Raw genomic sequence first — 24,550 nt, 5'->3', positions numbered from 1 at the left:
ATCCGCCAGCTCCGTTGGCGGAGGGAGTTCAGGCCGGGTGACTCCCACCCGGCAGAGGGAAAGCGGAGCTTTCAGCTACACTGCTGCGCCCGCCAGCGGGTCGGCGACATCCCCGTCACCTTCGTGAACGCCCGGTTGAACTGCGAGATCGATTGGAACCCCACGTCGAACGCCACGCACGACACCCGTGCGTCCGCGTTCATCAACGCCTTCTTCGCCAGTTCGATCCGGCGGCGGCTGATGTAGTCCGTCATCGTCTGGCCGGTCACCTCGCGGAAGATCCGGCAGAAATGCGATTCGCTGAGGCCCGCCACCCGTGCCACCGTGGTGAGTCCGAGCGGCTCGGCGAGATGCTGCTCGATGAACACCCGGGCCTTGCCCACCGACGCCGGCTCCTCCTTCCGCCCCTGCACCGCCAGCGTCTCGGCCTGTTGCCCGAGCTGGAGCGCGAAGCTCTGGAGCAGGAAGATCATGCTGGCGTAGCGGATCGGCTCCACCGCGCGGGTTTGGAAAAACGTGGAACGTAGTAGATCGATGGTCGGTGGATCCATGCCGTTGCGGCCGATCTTCTCCAGCAGCATGGCGAACGCTTCCTCGGTCGGCTGGCTGGTGAACACCTGGCCGGTCTTGAGATAACCGATGATCGAATCGCGGAACCGCACCGGAATCGCGGACGACACCAGACCCGCGAAGCAGTGGCAGGACGCGGGCCCTTTCACCTCGGCTTCCTCGAGCAGGCGCCGGTTCGTGTCGACACAGGCGTAACAGGAGCTCTTGCAGAGGTTGAGCGCCTCGCACAGCTCCGCCGTTCCGATGGTGCCGAGCTCCACGCAGCGGTCCTCGAAATCGATGCCGGAGAATTGCAACGGCAGGCCGGTGGCCGTCCGGAAGGCCTCTTGGTAGACCTTGAATGTCTCCGAGGCCTTCAGCCGCTGCTGAAGGAGGGATTCAAAGGGTGGATTGGCAGGGTTCATGGCGGGCACCGGGCTCATTCCGCGGAAAAGCGGGAACACAAATCCTCCCGGGGGTAAAACAGGTTCATGCTCCGGTTTCCGAAGTCGTTTGTCACGTCCGCTCTCGGAGCGGCAACATGGAAGTCGTGGAGGGATCGGGCAAGCATGAGACACCTTGGGGGTGGGTAATCATGAACGACCCCGCGAAAACTTGCTCCGCATCCTTTGCTTAACCCTGCGCGTATTCCGCGATCTATGAATGCCCGTCATCGGGGGTAAGACCCAGCACAATGTCGAAACGGGCCGCCAGCTCGCCCGTTTTCGATCCCTCCATGGGCGTGAACGGCACGATCACCGTCTTGAGCGCCTTCGGATCGCGGATCGCCCGGATCACGCCGTCCTTGTCCTGATCAGGTTCACCCGCCGGATAGCACTGGGTCGTCAGCACCCGCTTGCCCTTGAGGGAAACGGCCACGTGGATGTGGCGGGTGCGGCCGGGATACTGGCCCGGCTTGATGGTGCGGAAGTAGTATTCGCCCTTCGAGCCGGTGAGGAAGCGGCCGTAGCCCTGGAAGTTCTTGTCGCGCTTCTCCGGGTGGTCGGCCTGGGTGTGGAGATAGATGCCGCTGTTGTCCGCGGACCAGATTTCCACCAGCGCGTTGCGCACCGGTTGCCCCTTCAGGTCCATCACCACGCCGGTGAGGTGGGTGACCTCGCCCACCGCTGGAGTGAGGCCCGCATTGAGGATGAGCAGGTCGTTGTCGGTGTCGAGCGGCAGCTTGTCCGGGTAGAACGGCCCCTCGGTCTGCGGCGCGGTCGGCATCAGCGCCTCGGCGAAGGCCCCGGGCACGGTGAAAAACGCAGCGGACCCGGCCAGCGCCGTTTTGAGGAAATTCCGGCGATGGCATAGTGGACAATCCGGGAAGTGCATGCCTCACACGTGGCACGGAATGATGCGGGAAGCAAGACGCCGCGCATGCCGTTGGTCTTGTCAGCGGACCGTTTTCCGGGCCACACTCCGGGCCTCCATGAGACTCCCCGTCGTCCTGCTCCTGCTGTCGCTCTTGACCGCTTGCAAGCCGTCCCGGCCCGCCGCGAAGGAATCGCTGCTCGAGGCCCGCGGGGACTTCGTGACCCACCTCACCCGCCGCACCAGCGACGGCGAGGCCGTGGAGCATCCGCCCGAGGGGGTGTTCAAGCTGGTTCACTACACCTCACCCGCCGGCGAACTGGCCGCCTACCTCACCCCGCCGACCGGCGATGGCGCGAAGCATCCGGCGATCATCTGGCTGTTCGGTGGCTTTTCCAACGGCATCGGCGACACCGCGTGGCAACCCGCCCCGGCGGCAAACGACCAATCCGCCCGCGCCTTCCGCGAGGCCGGAATCGTGATGATGTATCCCTCGCTGCGCGGCGGAAACAAGAACCCCGGCTTCCAGGAAGGCTTCTACGGCGAGGTCAACGACGTGCTCGCCGCCCGCGACTACCTGTCCCGCCAGCCGAATGTCGACCCCGACCGCATCTACCTCGGCGGCCACAGCACCGGCGGCACCCTGGCGCTGCTGGTTGCCGCCTCCAGCGACCGCTTCCGCGCCGTGTTCTCCTTCGGCCCCGCCGATGAGGTCGTCGGCTATGGCAAGGACCTGCTGCCCTTCGACATCAAGGACGAGAAGGAAGCCAATTTCCGCGCGCCGGTCCAGTGGCTGGAGGCCATCCACAATCCGACCTACGTCTTCGAGGGCACCGAGAAGACCAGCAACATCGCGTCCCTCCGCATCCTCGCGAAGGCCAGCCGCAATCCCGAGATCCGCTTCGAACCGGTCTCCGGAGTGAACCATTTCAGCATCCTCTCCCCGGTCACCCGCCTGCTGGCGAAGAAGGTCATCGAGGACAGCGGCCCCGCGACCTCGATCAAGATCGACGCCAAGGAGCTGGAGGCCGCGGTGAAACTGTGAGACCCGCTCCGCGAACGCTCACCACTCGATCCCCACGCCCGCTTCTGGGATCAGCACCTTGTCGCTGATGCCCAGCCGGTCCGCCTCCGCGAGCAGGCGTTCCACCGGTTCGTGCAGCGGCTCGTTGCCGAGCGGGAAGGTCCCGTAGTGCATCGGGATGATCACCTTCGCCCCGAGGTCGGCGAAGGCCCGCACGGCCTCCTCCGGATTGAGATGCACGTCGCGGCCGCTGGGTGCGTCGTAGGCGCCGATCGGCATCAGCGCCACGTCGATGGAGTGCCGCCGCCCGATCTCCTCGAAGCCCTCGAAATACGCGCTGTCGCCACAGTGGAACACGCTCTTGCCGCCGGTCCGCACGATGTAGCCGCCGTAATCGCGGTGGGTGTCGTGCAGGAACCGCGCGCCCCAGTGGTGGCTGGGCGTGTGGATGATCTCCAGCGTGTCGAAACACAGCTCGTCCCACACCTTCACCTCGTGCACCGCGGGGAAGCCGAGCTTCTTCACCAGCGAGCCGCTGCCGCGCGGCACCACGATGCCATTGCGCGCCTGGAGCGTCTTGAGGCTCGGCTTGTGGAGGTGGTCGAAATGCGCGTGGGTCACCAGCACCAGGTCCACCTCCGGCACGTCGCCGATCTTCAGTCCCGGCTTGATTTGGCGCTTCACCGGCCCGTGCCAGCCCGCCCAGTTCGGATCGACCATCACCGAGTGCCCGGCGAACTGGAGGAAGAACGAGGCGTGGCCGATCCAGGTGATGCGGACCCGGCCGTCCTCCGGCGGGGCCGCCACCGGCTGGAGCATTTCGCCCCCGGCCTTCTTGAACATGCCGGGGACGACGCGATGTCGGAAGAACTGGTAGTTCCGCTGCGGCCAGCCCTTCTGCGGCAGCAGTCCGGAATAGGCGGAGCGTTTCTTCGAGCTGGGTCCGGGTTCCTTCAAAGCGCTCCGATCCTACGCCCGGTTCGTGCCAATTTCGCGGGAAAAATCACCTCATCCGGCATAAGCCGCGGCGATCTTCTCCGCCCACGCCTTGGCCCGCGCCTCAAACGATTGATCATCACCGGCATACAGGATACCGCGGGACACGTTGATCGTGTCCGGAGCGGTGCGCCCAGCACCCGCCAGCGAGGCCAGGTCGCCGCCCTGTGCACCCAGACCGGGCACCAGCAGCGGTGCGTCCGGCACCCGCTCCAGCACCCCGGCCGCATTGGTGAGGCCCACCACGTAGCCGACGTCGGTCTTCCGGCCCTCCGCCACCGAGCGGTCGCCGAGCGCGGTCACCAGTTCGAACACCGAGCGGCCGTCCGCCAGCGTCTGGCGCTGGAAATCGGCGGAACCCGGATTCGAGGTCACCGCCAGCAGGTAGATCCCCTTGCCTTCCCAATCCAGGAACGGCTCGATGGAGTCATAGCCGAGGAAGGGATTGAGCGTCACGGCGTCGACATTCCAACGGCTGAAATACCCCTGCGCGTAATACTTCTGGGTCTCGCCGATGTCGCTGCGCTTGGCATCGAGGATCACCGGCACCTCCTTCGGCATCTCGGCGAGGAGTTCCTCCAACACCTGCACGCCGGCGATGCCGAGGGCTTCGAAGTAGGCCATGTTCGGCTTGAAGGCGGCGGCGTGCTGCCAGGTTTCCCCGATCACGCGGCGCAGGAACTCCTTCGCCTCCGCGGCTCCACCATCACCCGGGCGTGGATCGAGTCCGACGCAGAGACGGGAACCGGTGGCGGCGATGCGGGCTTGGAGGCGTTCGGTGTAGCGCATGTCCGGACCGTGGGCGGAGCGGCGCGCGGCGACAAGTCTTCATGACGTGGCCACGTTCTCCCGAACGCGGCTACAAGGAAACCCGCCCCTTCCGCTCCTGCCACCACACGAGCCCGATCACCGCGAAATAGGCCCCGAACTCCGCGAACTTCGCGCCGTAGTTCATCGGCGCGTCCGATCCCCGGCAGCCGCACGCGATGTTCAGGCCCTCCCGCCAGGCGTGGCCCACCCCGAAGGCGAACACCGCCGTCATCCCGGCCACCAGCAGCAGCGCGCCCTGCCGCAGCACACCCAGCACCAGGCACAGACCGGCCACGATCTCGAACCACGGCAGCGTGTAGGCCACCACGGCATCCCACGGCGCGTGCACGATCCGGTAGTTCGCCACCGCCCGCGTGAACTCGGTGAGTCCGGTGCCGAACACCTTCTCCCCGCCGGAATAAACGAACCACACGCCCAGCAACACACGCAGCACCAGGGCAAGGATCGGCAGGGGGCGGTTCGGCGGCATCCGCGCGACTAAAGAGCCGTTTTCCGGACCGCGCAAGCACGGGCCATGCTCGCTTCTTGCCCTCCCGTGCGCGACCGTTAACGTCTGGCCGCGCCCCGCGCGCCTGTTCCGTCCCGCTGCTTTTCCGTTCCATGAAACTTCCCGTCGTCACGGTCGCCTGCCTCGCCCTTGGATTGTCCGCCGCCGTTGGCAAGACCACCCGCCCCAAGAAGGCCCCGGCACCCGCGCCCGCCCCGGCCCGGAAGCAACCGCAGGAACCCGCTGCGATCCAAGGCACCACCTTCGCCATCAATGGGTGGCCGGTGAAAGCCGCGCTCGTCCCGGACAAGGCCGAGGTCATGGTCGGCGAGCCGCTGTTCCTCACCTACCAGCTCCAGAACGCCGGTCGCGTCCCCCTCACCCTCCGCACGTATGCCGAGCCCACCTTCTTCGGTGATCGCCCGCGGATGATATCGCTTTCCATCGCCGATGCCACCGGCCAGCCCGTGCCCCAGCCGGAGGGCCCCGTGCTGGTCACCGCGCCGCCGGAGTTCATGGAGCAGTCGTTCCTGCCGCGGGACAAATACACCGCCCGCCTGCTGCTTTCCGAATGGGGTGCAATCACCACCCCGGGCACCTACGTCGTCACTGCCAAGCGCATCGCCAGCCTCAATGAGAAGGAGACGGATTGGGTGGAAGGCACCCGCCATTCTTCCGCATCCGAGGGCGTCATCAGCGTGGAGGCCCGCGTCCGGGTCGTGGCCGCGGACCCGAAACGCCTCGCCGCGAACATCGACCTGCTCGCGAACAAGATGCTCACCGGCAAGGACGACGATGCCATGCCCGCCGCCCAGACGCTGGCCGCCTACGATGACGACCGCATCGTGGCCCCGATGATCCAGGCGATGGAGACCAAGGAAGGCTGGCTGCAATGGACCGCCATGCAGGCGCTCGGCCGCCGCCCGGCGGAAGCCGCCGTGGACGCGCTGGCGAAGAAGCTCGCGGTCAATCCGCATGAAACCCCGGCCTACGGTCCAGCCGAGGAAGGCGAGCGCCTCGCCGAGGAATTCCGCGAGGACGCCGCCCGCGTCCTGCTCACCAACCGCCATCCGAAGGCCCGCGAGGTGCTCGCCCGTTTCCGCACCGATGCCAATCCGCGCATCCGCCTGATCGTGGTGCGCGCGCTTTCCCGCTCCCGCACCGATGAGGACCTCGTCCTGCTGCGCGTGATGGCCACCGGCGATCTCGATGAAAGCGTGCGCCAGGCCGCGGCCAATGCCTTGAAGTGACGATGGCGTTTCACTGACTTTGGGCCTTTCCCCGCACCGGGTCCGCGGCTAACAAAGCGGGCATGCCCGTGGACGTCGTCAGCTTGCTTCAGGAACTGGTCCGGATTTCGTCCGTGAACCCGGACAACTCGCCGGGCACCGACCTCACCGGCGAGGCGGACATGGCGAATTTCCTGGCCGATTGGCTCAAGGGCATCGGCGCGCACGTCACCCTTGAAACGATCCAGCCCGGCCGCCCGAACCTGATCGCGCGCTTCGCCCCGCTCGATGGCCGCCCGCGCATCCTCTTCGGCCCGCACCTCGATACCGTCGGCGTCGCCGGCATGATCGTCGATCCCTTCGGCGGCGAGATCCGCGATGGCCGCATCTGGGGTCGCGGCGCCTCCGACACCAAAGGCCCGATGGCGGCGATGCTGTGGGCGCTCTATGAATCCCGCGACCAGCTTGCGGAAGCTCCGGTGGCGATGGATTTCGTCGCCTTCATGGGCGAGGAATCCGGCCAATGGGGTTCCAAGGATTTCGTGAAAAAGCACGGCAGCGACTATGAGTTCGCGTTCGTGGGCGAGCCGACCTCGATGCAGATCGTGAACGTCACCAAGGGCTCGCTGTGGGCCACCCTCCGCGCCACCGGCAAGGCCGCCCACAGTTCGCAGCCGGAGCGTGGCAGCAATGCCGTCATGACGCTCGCGCGCTCGCTCGACGTCCTCGACCGCAACCTGCCGACGAAGCTCGCCACCTTCACCCATCCCGTGCTCGGCCACAGCACGATGAACGTCGGCGTCATCCGCGGCGGCTCGCGGCCGAACATCGTGCCGGACCTCGCCGAGGCCGAGATCGACATCCGCATCACCCCATCGCTCGCGTCGTCCGGTGGAGCCCTCCAGTTGTTGAAGGACTCGATTTCCGCGCTGAACCTGCCGCTGGAGATCGTGAAACCCCACGAGAACACGCCGATGGACACCGCGCCGGACCATCGCATGATCCAGGCCATGCTCGCGGTCGATCCGAAGGTCGGCCTCGCCGGTGCCCCGTGGTTCTCCGATGCCGCCCACCTCTCCCACGGCGGTGTTCCGAGCGTCTGCATCGGACCCGGCTCGATCGACCAGGCCCACACCATCGACGAGTTCATCGACATCGCCGCCCTCGAGGAAGGCGCGGCCATGTTCAGCAAGCTCGTGAAGAGCCTGCTCTGAACACCGGACACGAGCCTCAATTGGACCGCGGACTTCAGTCCGCAAGTAGCACAAGTTTCCAACTTGTGAGTGGGAAAATCCTCGCGGACCCATGCATGTTCAGTTCATTCCGAACGGTCCCATCCTCCCCAACCGCCATGCGCCGCTTCCTGCTCAAACTCCTGAAGCTCATATCCTGCGGCGTTCTGTTGCTGCTCCTCGGTCTGACCGGCTGCCAGAGCAGCTTCATTTACTTCCCCCGCCCCTACCCACCCACCCGCGTCAGCCACTGGTCGAAGGAATCCGGAAACAAGATCCTCGATTACCAGACCAGCGACGGCCCCCAGCAGGCCTACCTCATCCAGCGCACACCTCGCCCGCAGCACCTGTGGATCGTCTGCGGCGGCAATGGCACCGTGGCGCTCGATTGGTCGGACTGGCTCCGCGAACACGGCCCGCGTGACGACGCCTGGCTGCTGGTGGACATGCCCGGCTACGGGGCCTGCGCCGGGTCGCCCAGCCCGCGATCGATCCGCCGCAGCCTGCGGGCGGTGGTTCCGACCGCAATGAACTCGCTCGGGTGGTCGCTCCCCGCGGACCAGGGGAAGCTCCGCTTCTTCGGCCACAGCCTTGGCAATGCCGTTTGCCTGATGGCCGCGAAGGAATACGGCATCCGCCGCGGCGTGCTGATGTCTCCCTTCACCAGCACCATGGACATGACCCGCGTGGTCACCGGCGTCCCCCTCGGCTTCCTGCTCTGGCACCGCTATGACAATTTGGCGCGCCTCCGCGAGATCGAGGCCGCCGGCTCCGGCAAAGTGGTCATCCTCCATGGGGCGGAGGATGAAGTGATCCCCGTGAGCATGGGCCGCACCCTTGCCACGGCAGCCCCGAACACCGCCCAGTTCGTCGAAATCCCCGGCGGCCATCACAACGATCTCTCCGAACTCGCTCCGGAAACCCTCGAAAAGGCACTGGAAACCGCCCGGGAGGCCCCGTGAAGCGTTAGATCCGCCCGGCGACTTCCCACTTGCGGTAGCCCTCCGGGTTTCCTAGTGTCCGCGACTCATGATCCGCCGGGCAGCTTCCTTTTTGCGCCTCCCCCCCGTATTGGCAGCCGCACTCTATGTGCTCGCGCTGTCGGGTGGAGCCATCGCTCAGGTCACGGTGGACCCACCGCAGCCGACGCCTCGCCGCACTTTCGACCCCTCCGACGTTTATTTCCAAGGCTACCTGACGGCCCGCGACGCCGAGACCCTGGAGAAGGAAGGCGACATCATCGGGGCACACGACAAGCTGAAGCGCGCGAAGGAAATGTTCGATGCCGTGCGCCTCTACTATCCGGACTGGAAGCCGGACATGGTCAAGGACCGCGGCGCGATGACCAATGAGTCCATCGCCAAGATCGAGCCGAAGGCGAACGAACTGCGCCTGAAGAAGCAGCAGATCGTCGCCGAACTTGAAGGCGGCACGAAGGTTTCCGGGCAGCTCATCGATCCCTCCAAGGGCGCGAAACCGCAGGCCACCGCCGATCTGCCGAAGCCGCTCGACAGCGGCAAGCCGAAGGACAAGGACAAGCCCGCGCCGGTCCCCAATTCCGCTCCCGCCCCTCTCAAGCCGCTGCCCACGGCCCCGATCCGGCCCATCCAGCAGGTGGATCCGGAGGAATCCAAGCAGGTCGCCCGCCTGGAAGCGGACGTCGCCCGCCTCCAGAAGCAACTCCGGGAGGCTCAGGCGCAGACGCAGCAACTCCAGAACCAAGCTCCCAAAGATCAGATCGACTTCTCCCGCGCCATGTCGCGGATGCGGGACATGGAGATCCAGCGTGATCAGGCCCAATTGGAACTCAGCCGCGCCCAAGGCGAACTCAATGCCATGCGCGCCCGCCTCGCCGCGGCACCGGTGGAAAGCGATTACAAATCGCTCGAAACCCAGATCGGCAAGCTCGACCTCGAGCGCGATACTCTCAACCGCGCCCTCACCCAGAGCCGTGACCAGCTCGCGGGTGAAAAGGTGAAGACAGCCACCCTGCAGGCCGATCTCGCCGTCCTCCAGCAGAAGCATGCCGACCTCAAACGGGACACCGACCGACAGCAAAAGACCGCCAATGATGTGGTCAAGGGGCTGATGGATCAAAAGAAGGATCTTGAGACACTCCTCAAACAGCGCGATGCCGAAATCGTCGTCGCCAACAAGAAGATCGACACCCTTGCCAAGCAACTCGGCGAAAGCCAGGCGGCCTACGCCCAGCTCCAGACCGAGCGCGATGGCCTGCTGCGTGAGAAGGAGCAGATGTCCGCGCTGCTGAAACTCAATGAATCCGGACGCATTCAGGATCTCATCGAGCAGAACATGACGCTTGCCAAGCAGCTCCGCGAGGCCGAGGAGCGGGTCAAGAAGCTCTCCGAAGCTGGCAACGAGGACAAGGACCTCTACGTCGAGGCCCTGCGCGACCTCGCCATCGCCAAGCACCAGATCGGCCGCCTCCAAGGTGAACGCGCTGAACAGGACAAACGTCTCAAGGAACTCGAAACCCGTCTCAAATCCGAACAAGACGCCCTCGCCTCCGGTGCTGCGAACAGTGAGGAGGTCAAGACCCTCCGCGAGGTCATCAAACGGCAGCTCCAGGCCCAGAACCGCCGCCAGCAAGCGCGCGAGGAACTGATGACCGCCGTGAAGCAGCTCGGCGAAGGCGGCGGAGCCGTCAAGGACGCGGCGGATCTCCTCGGCGGCATCGACGTCACCCTCACCCCGGAGGAGCAGAAGCTCATCGCCGATTCCAAGGCGGACATCGCGCTCAGTTCCCCCCATGCCCAGAGCCGCGGCAAGGTTTCCGCAAACCTCACGCAACTCGGAGACGGTTGGAGCGCCAGCGACAGCATCGCCACCAAGGCCTTCGAGGCCGGCCGCCTGCTCGCGGCGAAGGAGGTTTACGTCCAGTCCGTGGATGACAATCCCGGCAACACCAGCGCGCTCTGCAAGCTGGGCTTCATCCAAATGAAGCTGGAGGACTATCCCTCCTCCGCCGAGGTCTTCCAGCGCGCCACCGAGATCGACGGTTCGAACCCCTACGCCCATCTCATGCTGGGGGTCTCGCTGCTCAAACTGGGCGATGCCTCCGGTGCCGAGCAGGCCCTCACTCGTGCCGTGCAGCTCGCTCCGGACGATGCCCGCGGCCACCTCTTCCTCGGGTCGCTCTACCTCCGCCAAGGCCGCACCGCTGAAGCCGAATCCTCGACCCGCGCGGCGATGATGGCGGATCCCACCTCTCCGGAGCCCTACTACAACCTCGCGCTCTTTTGCTCGAAGAGCAATCGCAAGGAGGAAGGCAAGCGGATGTATATGAAGTCCCTCGAGTTCGGTGCCCTGCCGGATGTTTCCCTCGAAAAGAAACTCGGCCTGAACTAAAGCCGCCCCCCCAAGGGCACCCCACAGGCAGAGAGCGGGCTTCTCGCCACTTCATCCTCGCGTCCGGAACGTCAGCACGTTCTCGACCTCATCCTCCGCGTCGACCTGTTTCCACGACAGGCGGCATTGCAGCTCCGGGCGTTTCACGTAGCCGCGCTTCGTCCAGAACACGTCGTTCGAATGGTAGGCCGCCGGGCACAGCGGATGGTTCGCCGGACGTTCCACCGCGCAGAACGACGTGACCTTGTATCCGAGCTCCTCGGCGTGGGCCTCCCGCTCGTCGAAAAACCGGTGTCCGATCCCGCGGCCGCGATACTCCTTCGCCAGCACCGATTCCCCGAGGTAGAACACCTCCTCCACCGGAATGCCTGCCTCCCGGAAGGGCGTTTGGAACGCCTCGTCCGCCTCCGCCAGTGGCAGCCCGGTGGATACCCCCACCACCTTCTCTCCGTCCAAGGCCAGCACGATCACCCCGCCGGACGAGGTGGCGTAAGAGCGCAAGTAGTCGGATTCGTAGTGTTCCGAGCCATCGTAAAGGTAGGGAAACTCACGGAACACGCTGATTCTGAGGGATGCGAGATCCTTCAAGTAAGGTTCAATGCCCAGCCCCGTCACTCGCCGCACTTCGATCATGTCCCGAAGCAAAGCGGACCGACCTGCGGATGCCACCTCAAAAGCCGCCTCAAAATCGGCCATTTACTTTCTTCACGAATCCAAAAGAACGTGGTGGAATCGACCGATGCATGGATTGTCCCCTTGGCTGATGTCGGAGGAAACGGGCGAACCGTTCCACCATTGTATCCGCTGTCGGCTGCCCTTGCTGGAGATCGATGCCCGGTGGCTGGTCATCAAGGACTACAAGCACGAGGAATGCATGATGGAATACGCCATCTGCGAGCCGTGCCGGAATCAGACTTCCGCCGGGTTTTCGGAGCAATCGAAGGCGGCGGTCCGCGAGTTCCTCGCCACCCGCATCGACTGGGACGCGCGCGTCGAGGACTTCATGATGGACTCCACCCTGGAGAGCCGCTTCGCCTGCTGCATCGGCTGCCGGACCCCGCGCGAACACATGGCGGGCTACGGCATCTCGGCCTTGTTCGACCCCACCGGCGATCTCATCGAAGGCCCCCTGCCCCTGCTGATCTGCGACAAGTGCACCCGTGACCTGGTGAGCCGGTTGGCTCCCGCGGATCTTGCGTCCTGGCAGGACTTCATTTCTTCCCACTTCGAAGGCCCGCCCGGCGATGGCGATTGGCCCGGACAGGGCTACTCGGGCCTTCTCTGAGCCAAGCTTGGCCCGGCGTGTGTGTGGGAATTTACGAAGCTCTCCACACCTCCAGTCCTCTGGAGACTATCCCCGGCTCATCTCCCGTCACGACTCCATGTTTCGGAATCGATAGCTGAGGTAGCCGAAAAACTCCCGCAGCGAGGAATACACGTCCCGCGCCTCGAACAACTCCGCGTGGGAGGAATACACCTCCTTGAATCCGAAGCGTTCCAGCACCAGCCGCGACCGGGGGATATGGAAATACTGCGTCACCACGTGCACGCTCTGGAAATGATGCTGGTCGGCGATCTGACGGGTGTTTTTCGCGCTCGCGTAGGTCGTCACCCCATCGCCATCCAGGAGGATGCATCCGGCCGGGATTCCTTGCGCCACCAGGTAATCCCGCATCACCACGGACTCGTCATACCCCTCCTTGCCAAAGCCACCGCTGACGATGATCTCAGGAAAACTGCCCGCCCGGTAAAGCTCCACCGTCTTGTCCAGGCGCGCCTGGAGCCGTCGCGAGGGTGTTCCGTCCAATTCCACCTTGCTCCCGAGCACCAGAGCCACATCCGCCTTTCCCGGTACATCACGCAGCCCGGCGATCACGAGGATTCCCGTGCCGATCAGCACGGCAGCCACTCCAGACAAGAGCAAGAACAGCAGGAATCGAAACCAGCGGCGGCGTTTCATCGCAGGGTTCAATGCCGGGTATACCACCACGAATAACCGGCCGCGGAAAGCGCCACGACGCCGACTAGGATATCGATCCAGGTACCGTGCGAGATACCGGCCAACAGCAGACCCACTCCCACCAGGAGCAGGAATACGAACCCCGTCACCCGGGACCACGTGTGGTCCACATTCATCGCCGCGACAAAAGCGCCGATCCCCATCAGACCGCGCACCACATAACTCATCGGACGGAAATGAATCCAATCCGCCAGCATCGTCATCTCGTCCAAATCCACAGCCAGGAACCAAGCGGGGGATGCGACCTGACGCAATGCCCTTCAACCGGTCCCGGATCAAAACCCGCCCTCGACACCGCCGCGGCCCGCGCCTAGGGTCCGCGCCATTCCCAATCCTGATTCCATGATCCGCACCCTGATCCCTGGCGCACTGGCTCTCGGCCTCGCCACCGCCGTTTTCGCTGAAGCTCCGGCTGCCGCGGATGCCCCTGCCAAGCCCGCCGCTGGCAAGGCTGCCGACAAGGCCGCTCCCGCCCCTGCCGACCCGGCCACGGTGAAACCGGATTCCTCCTACGCCCTCGGTTTCCGCACCGGCGGCAGCTTCGCACAGGAATACGGCCGATTCGGTATCGGTGCCGCCGATATCGACACCGAAGCCTTCGTGAAGGGCTTCAGCGCCGCGCTCAAGGGCGGCAAGCCCGAGCTCAGCGAGGAGAAGCTCCAGGCCGCCATGAAGGCCTTGGGCGATCTGCTCCAGAAGCGCGAGCAGGACGTCGCCACCAAGAACCTGGAGGACGGCAAGAAGTTCCTCGAGGAGAACGGCAAGCGCCAGGGCGTGATCACCACCAAGAGCGGCCTCCAGTATGAGGTCCTCACCAAGGGCGGCGACAAGAAGTACCAGGCTCCCAAGGACGGCAAGGAAGACAACAAGGAGTTCCTCGTCAACTACAAGGGCACCCTCATCGACGGCACCCAGTTCGACGCATCCCCGGAAGGCGAGACCGTTCCGATGACCCTGCAGGTGATCGATGGCTTCAAGGAAGCCCTCACCACCATGCCGATCGGCTCGAAGTGGAAGCTCTTCATCCCGGGCGCGCTCGCCTACGGCGACCAGCGCCGCAGCGTGGAGATCGCTCCGAACCAGCTCCTCATTTTCGAACTCGAGCTCGTCGACATCAAGGACGCGCCTCCGGCTCCGGAAGGTGGCGGCCTCGGCGATCTCCTCAAGGGCCACGGCCAGGGCGAGTGATCTTGTCTTTTTCCTGATTTTGCGAAAGGGTGTCGGACATTCCGACACCCTTTTTCGTTTGATGAAACTCACCTTCCTCGGCCATTCCTCCATCCTGATCGAAGTCTCCGGCCATCGCCTGCTCTTCGATCCCTTCATCACGCCGAACCCGCTCGCCTCGAAGGTGGAGATCACCTCGCTGCGGCCGGACTTCGTGCTGCTGACCCATGCCCACGGCGATCACGTGGCGGATGCCGAGACCATCCTGAAATACTCGGGGGCCACCCTGATCTCGAACTACGAGATCGTAACCTGGTACGGAGCAAAGGGGCTCACCCACGGCCACCCGCTGAACCACGGCGGAGCGTTCAATTTCCCCTTCGGCCGCGTGAAATACGTCAATGCCGTGCACTCCTCGTCCTTTCCGGACGGCTCCTATGGCGGCAACGCCGGCGGCTTCGTCATCGAGACCCCGGAAGGCACCTTCTACGTTTCCGGCGACACCGCGCTGACCTACGACATGAAGCTCATCGCGGACCGCTACCAACTGGAGTTCGCCGTCCTGCCGATCGGCGACAACTTCACCATGGGACCGGACGACGCCGCCATCGCCGCGGAATGGTGCGGCGCGAAGCGCGTGGTGGGCGTCCACTATGACACCTTCCCGCCCATCGTCATCGACAAGGACGCCGCCAAGGCCACCTTTGCCGCGAATGGCGTGGAACTGCTGCTGCCCGCCATCGGCGAGACGATCGGGCTGTGAGACGTCGCGCAGGTTTCCAACTTGCGATTGGGAGGACTCGCGAAGCTCCCCGCGCGTCCCGTCCACCTCAATACCCGCGCTTCTGCAGCAGGGCGCGCAGTTGCACCTGGAACTCCGCGATATCCTCCGGCGAAGGGCGATAGTTCGCGGAATCCGGGTCCAGACCGGGGCGGCCGGATTGATCGATCAACCACGTGCCGCCTTCGCCATCGCTGAACGTCACGCGGCCGCTGACCAGCGCGCCGGGCAGCACCAGTTCGTCGGCCGTGACCGAGACCGTACCGGTGGGCACCTTGGCCGAGGTTTCGTCTTCCGGCTTCTTTTCCGGAGCCTTCTCCTCTTCCTTCAGTTCCAGCCCGAGATCGAGCACCAGAAAGCGGGTGTCCATGTAGGTGATCCCGAGTTCGAACTCCTCCTTCAAGCGGCGCTGCAAATCCGCCATCGTCGCTCCCTCCGCGGCCCACTGGATGAGGGCCGCCTTTTGTTCGCCAGTCAGTTTGCTCGCGCTGAACATGATGCCGTGGTTTTGACCGTTGCCACGGCTTTGTCCAAGCACCAAGCGACTTGCCACCTCAGAAACCCGTGGCCTCCCGGCGTGCCTCCACCGCCAGCCGGAACGCCTGCTTGTCGCCGTGGCGTTTCACCGAGAACCGGATGCTGCGGCGCTCGCCCGGAGCCGGGCTCCACGAGGCCTGCCAGAAATGATAACTCACCCCGCCGGCCACCTGCACCGTGATCCGGGACACCCCCACCACGCCGGATGAATTCCGGGCCGAGGTCCGGCACACCCGTGCCTGCGCCGCCTCTCGGGCGAAACGCTCCAACAACTCATCCCTCCAGGCGCGCGCCTGCTCCCACGAAGCCTCCGGCCCACCTGCGCCCCGATCCGCGAAATAGCGGGCGAACTTCACCCCGCCCCGTTGCAACCGGACCTGCCACCCGTAGGTGCCGGTCTTCGGCTGATCGAGGCGGATGATGCCGCGGCTGTCCCGTCCGGGTTCCATGTCGGAATGTCCATGGAACCCTTGGGTCAGTATCCCGCCGTGTCAACCGGCGAGCGTGACTCAGTTACCCCGGCGGCGACCGGCGCCGTTGTTGTTGCCGCCCGCTTGTCCGCCACCGCCGAAACGGTTGCCGAACCCACCGCGGTTGCCTTCCTGGATGCGCTGCTTGGCTTCATCGCTGAGAAGCGTGGACTGTTGGATATAGGCCTTCGCGGCCTCCGGATCGCTCTGCATCCAGCGCTCGGCGGACACGGCGATCGCACGCTCGCGACTGCGCTCGTCGGTGATGGATTCCGCCAGACTCACGACCGCCTGCGGGTTGTCGGAGCGGTTCGACCAGATGTAGGACGTGGCCGCTTCATCGCGGACCGTGCCGCTCGGTTGCTGGCTGATGAATGCCACGGCGGACGCGTCATCCTGGCTGGACCAGTTGCGCATCAGATCGCGCATCGCATTGCGGGAGACATCCTCGCCTCCTTGCGCCAGCAGCCAGGTGGCGGCGGCCTTCGGATCTTCGCGGGACCAGGAGTTGACCACGGAGTTGATCGCGTCCTGCTTCTCACGGCCATCGGCCATCGAGGCGATCTTCTGCGAGGCGAGCTGGGGATCGGTGTTGGCGAGGCTGCCGATGGCTTCCGCCATCGCGGACGCCTGCTGGTCGGCTGGCAGGGACTTGATCCACGCTTCGGCAGCGGTGAAATCCTTGGCACCCCACTGGCTGGCGATCGAGGCATACGCGTCCTTCTGGGCGTCACCTTCCATCGCGGCAGCCATGGTCACGGCCTTCTGCGGATCGGAGGTGGCCAGTTCACGGACCACGGCGGTCATCGCCTGGGTCTTGTCGCGGCCTTGCAGGGATTCGGCCCAGGCCAGCGCAGCCTGCGGGTCGCTCTTGGCCCACTCACCGGCGATCACGGAAGCACCGCTGTTGCCGCCGCGGCCACCCGGGCCACCCATGCCCATCATCTGGAACTCACGCGGATTCTCCGCGAAATACTTGGCGGCGTTCTCCGGATCGACACTGGCCCAGCTCTGGAGAATCGTCGGCTTCGCAAACATCCCGGCCATGCCCATCTTGTCCGAGAAGGCCAGCGCCGCCTTCGGATCGGTTTCAGCCCAGCGGCCGAAGAGGAGGATCGAGGCCATGATCCGCTCGTTCATCGGCATATTCTCGAGCTTGGCGGCCTCCGCCTCCATCTGGTCCGGAGTGAGGTTCTGGTAATAGTCGAGCAGCGCCTGGATGCGGCCATTCTGGCCCGGGGTCTTGCGGATGTCCGCCAGCGACTTGGCCCGGTTCGCGCGGTTGTCGGTGGAGGCACTGCCGCTGCGGTTCGAGCGGGAGGCGGAAAGGGAAAGCGAATCCGGGGCCGAGGAGGCTTGGGAGCTACCGCCATTCTTACCGGCGAGGAAGCCACCGGCACCTCCGACGAGGAGAGCGGCAGCAGGAAGGATCCAGGGATTTTTCATGAGGAGAGGAGGAAGTATCGGTTTCGACGCCAATCAAACCCCGCCATTCGGGGAAAGTTTCTGTCAATTTTTCACTTCGCGTCCTCTTTCGGACGCGCTTTGAAGTCAGGATCGGGCATTTTGCGCTCACCCACGCGTTCGATGGTGGCGAAAAAGGCCCCGATCAAGGCATCCGGTCCGGCTTGGCTTTCAAACCACGCCTCCAGATCCGAATCACCTTCGTTCAAATCCACTCCCAGCGAAATGGAAGTCGCCCCTTCCAGGAGCTGGGACTTCACCTCGTATTTGCCGGACCGGGCATGCACGGGCCCCGCCTTGAGCTTGCCGAGGCGGTCTCGCTCCGCGGCATCGGCCTCGGCGGGCACCTTCCACAGGGTCAGCTTGTAGTGGCCCGTTTGATTCGCGTGAATCTTCCAGACTCCAGAGGTGGCGGGCACCAATTTTGCCTTCTCCGGGTCTGCGAGATCCGCCAGCAGTCGCTTCAGTGCGGCGTGGTCCGGGATCTGGTGGGGGCCGTTGGCCTTCGTTGACTCCCGGCTGGGCCACCAATCGCCCCAGGTCAGCGGCACCACCGGCTGGCGGGTATCGCCCACGATGATACGGGTCCGGTCCGCCAGCGTGGGGCGGACGCTCTGCCACCAAGCTCCGTAACCGGTCATCAGCTCCATCGCCAGATCCGCCTGTTTTTCGAACTCATTGCCACGCTTGTCAGCAGGTTGGCTGAGATCCTGGAGTTCGAGCCCGGAGAGCCGCCACTTGCCCCGCCGCACCACGAACCCTTCCGACTTGAACCGGTCCGCCACCTGATCGGCCGGCCAGCCTCCCGGATGGAAATAAAACGTCCGCTCGGGCTGTGGCTTTTCCGGCTCCGTGAGAGCATCCTTGAGATCCACCCCGTCTGGCTTCGCATCCCGAAACAAGGGGGCACCGCACAGGCCGGCAAGCGTCGGGAAACCATCATACACCGCCACCGGGGTCTGCACCGTCTTTCCGGCAGCCACATGGTCGGGCCAGCGGATCACCAGCGAGGACTGGGCTTCCGGGCTGTTTGCAGATGGTTTGCCGCCAAGCCCCAAGCCAACGACGATCGTATCCTTGGTCAGCCCAAGGCGATCAAGCCCGGCGAGGATCGTGGTGGCGGAGGATTCACAGCCAGCGGGCAGGTTCACCTGTAGGAAGAAGCGCTCTTTGGCGATCTTCCGGGCCTCGATCCACGCCACGCTCTCGGTGGACAGCACGGTTTCCAAGCGGCCTTCGTGGTGTTTCCAGCCGGTGGTGGTCCGGAGCCACGGAGAATCATGTGTGTTTCCCCAGTGGTCGCCAGGCAGGCCACCGCCATCAACGAGCACGTCGACGAAGCCCCGATCCTCGGGCCGGAACGGCAGGGCGTCGCCCAATCCCCAGGAGCCGAACAAGCCGGTGCGGTAGCCCGCGGCCTTGAACGCGTCCGACACCAGCGGCACGTCCGGCCGGATGAAGTTCCGCCCACCCCGTTCGTCCACCACCCCGGCACGGAGTTCGTGGCAACCGGTCAGCCATGCCGCCAGCGTTTTCACCGGCGAGGGCGAGGCATAACAGGCGGCAAACGAAGTACCCTGCTCCTGCAGCGGCTTGAGCTCCGGGGCGGATGAGCCCGGCGTCGACAAAACCAGCACGTTCGGGGAATCCGCCGCCGCGGCCACTCCCAGCAGGATGGCATTTGCGATTGCGAGAAAGCGGCGGACGGAGAGCATGACGGTCATCTGCCCTTCATGAACGCCACCCGCAAGCCCTTCCGCGTGCTCTTTGTGTGCATGGGGAACATTTGTCGCTCGCCCGCCGCGGAAATCGTCTTCCGCCACCAGGTCACCCAGGCCGGCCTTTCCGACGCCATCGCCACCGATTCCGCCGGAACCATCGGCTTCCACGCTGGCAAGGGACCGGACCCGCGGATGGCCGCCACGCTGAAGGAGCGCGGTTACACGATTTTCGGGGCCTCCCGCCAGATCACCGCCGCGGATCTCGATGCCTTCGATCTGGTGCTGGTCATGGACCAGGAGAACCTACGGAACGTCCGGGCGCTCGATCCCGCGGGCACCCGCCACGACAAGATCCGCCTGTTCATGGAATACGGGAAGCGCCACGCCGCCACCGAAGTCCCCGATCCTTATTATGGCGGCCAGGCGGGTTTCGAACATGTCGCGGATCTGGTTGAAGACGCATCCCGCGGTCTCCTACGCTCCCTCTCGTAGCCGTTAGACGCCACATGACCCGCATTTCCCTCGCCGCCGCGCTGCTGATTCCCGCGGCCCTGCTGTCCTCCTGCTCCTCCGGCATCGCCACCCGCAAGGAAGCGATCGACACCGCCTGGCGCTACTCCACCGTTTCCTGGACCCCGCAGGCCGCGCAGGCCTACCACGGCCCGGACAAGAAAGGCATCACGGTGCACACCCCGGATGTCGATCTCGCCAAGGCCGGGCTCAAGAACGGCTGGTGGAAACCCGGCGAACCCGCCACCGGCATGCCCTACAAGTGGGGCGGCTTCGATACCCCTGAATCGTTCAAGGCCGCGCTCGCGAAAGGCCACTACGCCGGAGACATTTCCACCGACGAGAAACAGAAGAAGGGCGATCACGCGGTGAGCCGACAGGCCGCTGGCATCGATTGCTCCGGACTCGTCTCCCGCTGTTGGAATCTCCCCCGCCCTTTTTCCACCAAGGAGCTGCCTTACATCTGCCGAAAGCTGGATTCCTGGGAGGAACTGAAGCCCGGTGACATCCTTCTCAATTACCGCCATGTCATCCTCTTCGCCGGCTGGCAGGAGCCGGGCACCATGATCCTCGCCTACGAGGCCGGCCCGTATCCCGTCTGGCGCGTCAATGCCGCCGCGATGCGGAAGGACAAGCTCGTCACCAACGGCTACGCGCCCTGGCGCTACCGCGGGATGGTGGATTGAGAGCGAAGGTTTTTCAAACCGCGGCGGCGGTTTCCAACCGCCGCCACCCTGCCTTTACGCCGCCTGGCGCAGCAGGGCGACGAGCACGCCCTGGATGATGAGCTCGCGAGCCGGAATCAGGTCCGGGAAATCGATGTTCTCCGCGCGCAGGAACGGACGGCCCTTGTCGGTGATGTAGCGCTTCAGCGTGGTTTCGCCGTCGATCAGCGCGGCGACGATGTCGTTGTTCCGCGGTTCGCGGAATTCCAGGATCACGGTGTCCCCACTGCAGATGTGCGCGTCGATCATCGAATCCCCGCGGACCTTGAGGGCGAAAGTGCGGGCATTGCGCGGGATGCCGAGGGAGGTGATGTCGATCGACAGGCAGCCCCGGCGCTCCGGTTCGGCGTCCTGGGACATACCCGCGGCGATTTCCCCGTAGATCGGGATGTCCACGATCTCCTCGCGGTCGAGATCCTCCGGAAACACCACGGCGCGGGCCTTGCCGGCGAGGCGCTGGATCACGCCCTTTTTCTCCAGGGCGCGGAGGTGGCTCATCGCGGCCGTCTGGCTGGCGAATCCAAAGTAGTGCTGGATCTCGCGGGTCGACGGCATGAAGCCGGTGCTGCGCTGTCTCTCCTTCAGATACTCGACGATCTCCTTTTGGCGTGAGGTAAGTCCCTGCGACATGGCGTTGTGAACAGTGTTCAACGGAACAAACCACGGCAAAAATCATTCGGCAAGCGGAAAGAGTCCGCCGATTGAACCTTGAAGCGGTGGCCGGTATTGTGCACATCCCCCGCATGCCGCGTCCGCATATCGCCCGCTTCGCCGCGATTTTCCTTTCCGCCGCTCTTTCGACGGCCTGCGCCGTCAATCCGCCGCCCCGCCCGGTTTCCTCCGGAAACTACAATGGCCCGCAGGCTCCGGTGGCCGCTTCGCCGGTCCGTTTCGGCACGATTCCCCCGTCCGCCCCGCCGGCGATCGCCGCGGAAAGCGCGATCGTGGTGGATGCCGACAGCGGTCGCGTGCTCTACGCGAAGAACGCCGACGTGCGGCGCCAGGTGGCCAGCACCCAGAAGATCATCACCGCGCTCTGCGTGATCGATGGCGGCAACATCGACAGCCCGGTGACCATTGACAAGTCGGACACCGCCTGCGAACCGACCCGCCTCGATCTCAAGGCCGGCGATACCTACACCCGCCGCAACCTGCTGAAATCCCTGATGGTGAAGAGCTGCAACGACGTGGCCCGCGCGCTGGCCCGTGACGTGGGCGGCAGCCAGGAGGGTTTCTCGGACCTGATGAACCAGAAGGCCGCCTCTCTGGGCATGCGGAACTCCCATTTCCTCAACCCGAACGGCCTCCCGAACGCCGCCCAATACTCGACAGCCCGCGACATGGCGATCGCCGCGCGCTATGCCTACCGCAGCCCGCTGCTGCGCTCGTTCGTGGCCACCAAGGCCTACGACTTCCAGTTCGCGGACGGCCACACCAAGCTGCTCGAGAACACCAACCGCGTGCTCAAGAGCGTGCCCTACTGCAACGGCATGAAGACCGGCACCACCGATGCGGCCGGCCGCTGCCTGGTCTGCACCGGGTCGCTCAACGGCCGCTCCACCATCGTGGTCGTCCTGAAGTCGAACACGCCGAACATCTGGAAGGATTCCGAGAAGCTCCTGCGCTGGTCGCTGGAGCACTGATCCGGCCGATGGCTGCCGATCCCGCCGCTGAACTCGAAAGCCTGGCCGCGGCCGGGCTGCGGCGTGTCCTGCGTCCGCTCCAGTCGCCCGCCGGTCCGGTGGTGACCCGTGACGGGCGCGAACTGCACAATTTCGCCTCGAACGATTACCTCGGGCTCGCTTGCCACCAGGCACTGGCGGAGGCCTTCATCGAGGGAGTCAAACGCTACGGTGCCGGTGCGGCCGCCGCGCGGTTGGTGTCGGGCACCCTCCCGCCGCACGCCGCGCTGGAGGAGGATCTCGCCGCCGCCAAGGGCACCGGGGCCGCTCTGGTGTTTTCCTCCGGCTTCGCCACCGCCATCGGTTGCCTGCCCGCCATCGTCGGTGCGGGCGATACCGTGGTGCTGGACAAGCTGTGCCACGCCTCGCTGATCGATGCCGCGAAGCTGTCCGGCGCGACCCTGCGGGTGTTTCCGCACAACGACACCGCGAAGCTGCGGAAACTGCTCGGGACGCTCCGCGCGAAGGATGCCTCCGGGCGCATCCTGGTGGTCACGGAATCCGTTTTCAGCATGGATGGCGACCTGTGCCCGCTGCTTGAGCTACTCGACGCGGTGGAGGAGCACGATGCCCTGCTGTGGCTCGATGAGGCGCATGCCTTCGGCGTGCTCGGGGATCGCGGCATGGGCCTGGCGGAGGCCCTTGGGTGCCAACACCGGGTGGCTTTCCAGATGGGCACATTCAGCAAGGCCGCCGGTTTGTCCGGAGGCTATGTCGCTGCCTCGCGGGTGTGGATCGACCTGCTGGTGAACCGCGCCCGCGCCTTCATCTATTCCACCGCTCCCCCACCCGCCCTGGCCCACGCGACCCGCGAATCGCTGCGGCTGATCCAATCGGAGGATGGCAGCCAGTTACGGGAACGTCTGAAGGAGAATGTGCGGCTGTTGTCAGCGGATGCCAGCTCGGCGATCCTGCCGGTGGTGCTCGGCACGAACGAAGCCGCCCTTGAGGGCTCGCGGCGTTTAGAGGCGGAAGGTTTCATGGTGCCCGCGATCCGTTATCCCACGGTGCCGCGCGGTTCGGCGAGATTGCGGGTGAGCGTCTCCGCGGCGCATGAATCATCCAGCATCGAAAAATTGCGGTCACTGTTACCTGTCTAGTGATGTGATTTGATGGCGAGAATGATTTGCATTCAGCCTCGCTCATATTGACTCGGAGCAGATTATCTGATCATGATGGGATACCTCCCGTCATGATCCCCCGATTTCTCATTCTGCTGTTCCTGACCTCCCTGCCCGCCGTTGCCGAAGACTTCCGTCAATGGAAGGAAGTGGCAGGCGATCGCGAAATCACCGCCAAGATCCTCGACAAGAAGTTGGACAGTTCTTCGGTCCAGCTTTCCATCAAGGACGGAAAGACCATTTGGCTGGAGTGCTCGAAGCTCTCCAAAGCAGATCAAGATTATGTCCAGAAATGGGCGAGACCATTCAAGCATATCACCGCCCGGGTAATCGCCAGCGGCAAGGGGTGGAAGGAAGTCCAGGTCACGGCCAAGGCTGGCCCGAAAAAACTGATCGTGAACGCCTACCACACCCATCCCAACGATGGTCATTTCACCAAAGCGGTTGAAGCAGGAACCGAGCTCACCTTCAGCTACAAGGCGCTCAACGATTACTCCGTCACCGGTGCCGAGGATGGCAAAATCATCGACAAGGAGTCTTCCGACCGAAAGACCGGCCTGTAAGCGGAGCTGAAAAGGCTTTTCCCAATTTCCAAAGAAATTTACAAGTGGCGTGCAACTTCAGCTCGCCACCTGCGGTATAGTATCCGACCATCGGCTATCTCATCGCTATGAAATTCCTTCTACCCCTCCTCGCGCTGGTGCTGCCAGTGGCGGCCATCGAGCCAGGCTTCACGGCTCTCTACAACGGCAAGGACCTCTCCGGTTGGAAACGGGTCAACGGCCTCGGCGAATACAAGGCCGAAGGTCCCGAACTGGTCGGCATCGGCGAGAACGTGAAGAACAACACGTTCCTCCGCACCGAGAAGACCTACAAGAACTTCGACCTGCGCTTCGACATGAAGTTCGACACCGCCGAGGGTAACTCCGGCGTGATGATCCGTGGTCTCCAAAAGACCGACAAGGAAGACGGCCGCGTCTACGGCTACCAGTGCGAGCACGACCCCAGCCCGCGCTGCTGGACCGCCGGTCTCTACTGCGAGGCCATGCCGCGCGGCTGGCTCGTCCCGAACAAGGAGAACAAGGAGGAGGCCGCCGCCTTCACCGCCGCGAACACCAAGCGCTACAAGGCCGGTGAGTGGAACAGCATCCGCGTGCTCTGCGAGGGCAACCACATCCAGATCTGGCTGAACGGCGAGAAGACCGTGGACTACACCGACACCGCCGCCGAGGCGATCCCCGAAGGCTTCTTCGCGTTCCAGGTCCACGCCGGCAAGGCCACCCACGTTCGCTGGCGTGACATCCGCATCAAGGAACTCTGA

General features: G+C 64.6%; 27 protein-coding genes. 14 read left to right on the top strand and 13 right to left on the bottom strand.

Annotation, left to right across the window (positions count from 1 at the left end; all coding sequences use genetic code 11):
* Positions 1-71: 71 nt before the first annotated feature.
* Both llg_RS17645 and llg_RS17640 read right to left on the bottom strand, forming a co-directional pair.
* Positions 72-974, bottom strand: coding sequence for a helix-turn-helix domain-containing protein (locus llg_RS17645; protein WP_338286123.1), 903 nt, complete (start codon positions 972-974; stop codon positions 72-74).
* Positions 975-1,206: 232 nt separating this feature from the next.
* On the bottom strand, positions 1,207-1,803 hold the full coding sequence (locus tag llg_RS17640) for a protocatechuate 3,4-dioxygenase (RefSeq protein ID WP_338286122.1): 597 nt from the start codon (positions 1,801-1,803) through the stop codon (positions 1,207-1,209).
* 178 nt (positions 1,804-1,981) lie between these two features.
* Between llg_RS17640 and llg_RS17635 the strand changes: the two genes are divergently transcribed.
* On the top strand, positions 1,982-2,908 hold the full coding sequence (locus llg_RS17635; protein ID WP_338286120.1) for a prolyl oligopeptidase family serine peptidase: 927 nt from the start codon (positions 1,982-1,984) through the stop codon (positions 2,906-2,908).
* A gap of 18 nt (positions 2,909-2,926) precedes the next feature.
* On the opposite strand, the gene llg_RS17630 is transcribed toward llg_RS17635, so the two are convergent.
* The 3 genes from llg_RS17630 to llg_RS17620 all read right to left on the bottom strand — a co-directional run bounded on the left by llg_RS17630 (position 2,927) and on the right by llg_RS17620 (position 5,183).
* Entirely contained in the window at positions 2,927-3,844 is a 918-nt protein-coding gene (locus llg_RS17630) for an MBL fold metallo-hydrolase (protein WP_338286119.1), read from the bottom strand.
* A gap of 51 nt (positions 3,845-3,895) precedes the next feature.
* Positions 3,896-4,672, bottom strand: a complete 777-nt coding sequence (pyrF, locus tag llg_RS17625; RefSeq protein WP_338286118.1) for an orotidine-5'-phosphate decarboxylase — start codon at positions 4,670-4,672, stop codon at positions 3,896-3,898.
* A gap of 70 nt (positions 4,673-4,742) precedes the next feature.
* Positions 4,743-5,183 carry a DoxX family protein gene (locus llg_RS17620; RefSeq protein WP_338286117.1) on the bottom strand — a complete coding sequence of 147 codons (441 nt, stop codon included), beginning with the start codon at positions 5,181-5,183 and terminating at the stop codon, positions 4,743-4,745.
* A 131-nt stretch (positions 5,184-5,314) separates the two neighbouring features.
* On the opposite strand from llg_RS17620, the gene llg_RS17615 reads away from it, so the two are divergent.
* From llg_RS17615 to llg_RS17600, 4 genes are all read left to right on the top strand, one after another.
* Positions 5,315-6,451, top strand: a complete 1,137-nt coding sequence (locus llg_RS17615; RefSeq protein ID WP_338286115.1) for a HEAT repeat domain-containing protein — start codon at positions 5,315-5,317, stop codon at positions 6,449-6,451.
* Positions 6,452-6,513: 62 nt separating this feature from the next.
* On the top strand, positions 6,514-7,644 hold the full coding sequence (locus tag llg_RS17610; protein ID WP_338286114.1) for a M20 family metallopeptidase: 1,131 nt from the start codon (positions 6,514-6,516) through the stop codon (positions 7,642-7,644).
* A 137-nt stretch (positions 7,645-7,781) separates the two neighbouring features.
* Positions 7,782-8,624: an alpha/beta hydrolase gene (locus tag llg_RS17605; RefSeq protein ID WP_338286113.1), complete on the top strand. Its 843-nt coding sequence runs from the start codon at positions 7,782-7,784 to the stop codon at positions 8,622-8,624.
* A 109-nt stretch (positions 8,625-8,733) separates the two neighbouring features.
* A complete protein-coding gene (locus llg_RS17600; RefSeq protein ID WP_338286112.1) occupies positions 8,734-11,031 on the top strand; it encodes a tetratricopeptide repeat protein in 2,298 nt (765 codons plus the stop codon).
* Between the two features lie 51 nt (positions 11,032-11,082).
* On the opposite strand, the gene llg_RS17595 is transcribed toward llg_RS17600, so the two are convergent.
* A complete protein-coding gene (locus llg_RS17595) occupies positions 11,083-11,664 on the bottom strand; it encodes a GNAT family N-acetyltransferase (protein ID WP_338286110.1) in 582 nt (193 codons plus the stop codon).
* Between the two features lie 130 nt (positions 11,665-11,794).
* On the opposite strand from llg_RS17595, the gene llg_RS17590 reads away from it, so the two are divergent.
* On the top strand, positions 11,795-12,316 hold the full coding sequence (locus llg_RS17590) for a hypothetical protein (protein WP_338286109.1): 522 nt from the start codon (positions 11,795-11,797) through the stop codon (positions 12,314-12,316).
* Positions 12,317-12,403: 87 nt separating this feature from the next.
* Here the strand turns inward: llg_RS17590 and llg_RS17585 are convergent, their stop codons facing one another.
* A complete protein-coding gene (locus tag llg_RS17585) occupies positions 12,404-12,991 on the bottom strand; it encodes a YdcF family protein (protein ID WP_338286108.1) in 588 nt (195 codons plus the stop codon).
* A gap of 8 nt (positions 12,992-12,999) precedes the next feature.
* Positions 13,000-13,269, bottom strand: coding sequence for a hypothetical protein (locus tag llg_RS17580; protein WP_338286107.1), 270 nt, complete (start codon positions 13,267-13,269; stop codon positions 13,000-13,002).
* A gap of 124 nt (positions 13,270-13,393) precedes the next feature.
* Here llg_RS17580 and llg_RS17575 point away from each other — a divergent pair, with 124 nt between their 5' ends.
* Positions 13,394-14,239: an FKBP-type peptidyl-prolyl cis-trans isomerase N-terminal domain-containing protein gene (locus llg_RS17575; protein WP_338286106.1), complete on the top strand. Its 846-nt coding sequence runs from the start codon at positions 13,394-13,396 to the stop codon at positions 14,237-14,239.
* Between the two features lie 61 nt (positions 14,240-14,300).
* The gene (locus llg_RS17570; protein ID WP_338286104.1) at positions 14,301-14,981 is read left to right on the top strand and encodes a metal-dependent hydrolase; all 681 of its coding nucleotides are present in this window, start codon (positions 14,301-14,303) and stop codon (positions 14,979-14,981) included.
* 67 nt (positions 14,982-15,048) lie between these two features.
* Here the strand turns inward: llg_RS17570 and llg_RS17565 are convergent, their stop codons facing one another.
* The 4 genes from llg_RS17565 to llg_RS17550 form a co-directional block, all read right to left on the bottom strand.
* Complete coding sequence (locus llg_RS17565; RefSeq protein WP_338286103.1) at positions 15,049-15,495, bottom strand: hypothetical protein; 447 nt, start codon at positions 15,493-15,495, stop codon at positions 15,049-15,051.
* Between the two features lie 58 nt (positions 15,496-15,553).
* Positions 15,554-15,985 carry an AP2 domain-containing protein gene (locus llg_RS17560; protein WP_338286101.1) on the bottom strand — a complete coding sequence of 144 codons (432 nt, stop codon included), beginning with the start codon at positions 15,983-15,985 and terminating at the stop codon, positions 15,554-15,556.
* Positions 15,986-16,045: 60 nt separating this feature from the next.
* The gene (locus llg_RS17555; RefSeq protein ID WP_338286100.1) at positions 16,046-17,452 is read right to left on the bottom strand and encodes a hypothetical protein; all 1,407 of its coding nucleotides are present in this window, start codon (positions 17,450-17,452) and stop codon (positions 16,046-16,048) included.
* A gap of 71 nt (positions 17,453-17,523) precedes the next feature.
* Positions 17,524-19,185, bottom strand: coding sequence for a sulfatase-like hydrolase/transferase (locus tag llg_RS17550; RefSeq protein ID WP_338286099.1), 1,662 nt, complete (start codon positions 19,183-19,185; stop codon positions 17,524-17,526).
* A gap of 18 nt (positions 19,186-19,203) precedes the next feature.
* Here llg_RS17550 and llg_RS17545 point away from each other — a divergent pair, with 18 nt between their 5' ends.
* Together llg_RS17545 and llg_RS17540 are read left to right on the top strand one after the other, a co-directional pair.
* Positions 19,204-19,683 carry a low molecular weight protein-tyrosine-phosphatase gene (locus llg_RS17545; protein ID WP_338286098.1) on the top strand — a complete coding sequence of 160 codons (480 nt, stop codon included), beginning with the start codon at positions 19,204-19,206 and terminating at the stop codon, positions 19,681-19,683.
* Positions 19,684-19,697: 14 nt separating this feature from the next.
* Positions 19,698-20,387, top strand: coding sequence for a hypothetical protein (locus tag llg_RS17540; RefSeq protein ID WP_338286097.1), 690 nt, complete (start codon positions 19,698-19,700; stop codon positions 20,385-20,387).
* Positions 20,388-20,441: 54 nt separating this feature from the next.
* Here llg_RS17540 and lexA read toward each other — a convergent pair whose 3' ends face one another.
* Positions 20,442-21,056 (bottom strand): transcriptional repressor LexA, encoded by a 615-nt coding sequence (lexA, locus tag llg_RS17535; RefSeq protein WP_338286096.1) that lies wholly within the window; start codon positions 21,054-21,056, stop codon positions 20,442-20,444.
* A 113-nt stretch (positions 21,057-21,169) separates the two neighbouring features.
* Here lexA and llg_RS17530 point away from each other — a divergent pair, with 113 nt between their 5' ends.
* The 4 genes from llg_RS17530 to llg_RS17515 all read left to right on the top strand — a co-directional run bounded on the left by llg_RS17530 (position 21,170) and on the right by llg_RS17515 (position 24,550).
* Positions 21,170-22,069, top strand: a complete 900-nt coding sequence (locus tag llg_RS17530; protein WP_338286094.1) for a D-alanyl-D-alanine carboxypeptidase family protein — start codon at positions 21,170-21,172, stop codon at positions 22,067-22,069.
* 8 nt (positions 22,070-22,077) lie between these two features.
* Positions 22,078-23,208, top strand: coding sequence for an 8-amino-7-oxononanoate synthase (locus llg_RS17525; protein WP_338286091.1), 1,131 nt, complete (start codon positions 22,078-22,080; stop codon positions 23,206-23,208).
* A 92-nt stretch (positions 23,209-23,300) separates the two neighbouring features.
* A complete protein-coding gene (locus llg_RS17520; RefSeq protein ID WP_338286090.1) occupies positions 23,301-23,792 on the top strand; it encodes a hypothetical protein in 492 nt (163 codons plus the stop codon).
* 107 nt (positions 23,793-23,899) lie between these two features.
* Complete coding sequence (locus llg_RS17515) at positions 23,900-24,550, top strand: DUF1080 domain-containing protein (protein WP_338286089.1); 651 nt, start codon at positions 23,900-23,902, stop codon at positions 24,548-24,550.

Origin of the sequence: Luteolibacter sp. LG18, from assembly GCF_036322585.1 — a bacterium.
GTDB lineage: Bacteria > Verrucomicrobiota > Verrucomicrobiia > Verrucomicrobiales > Akkermansiaceae > Luteolibacter.
This window is presented reverse-complemented; position numbering and strand designations above follow the sequence as displayed.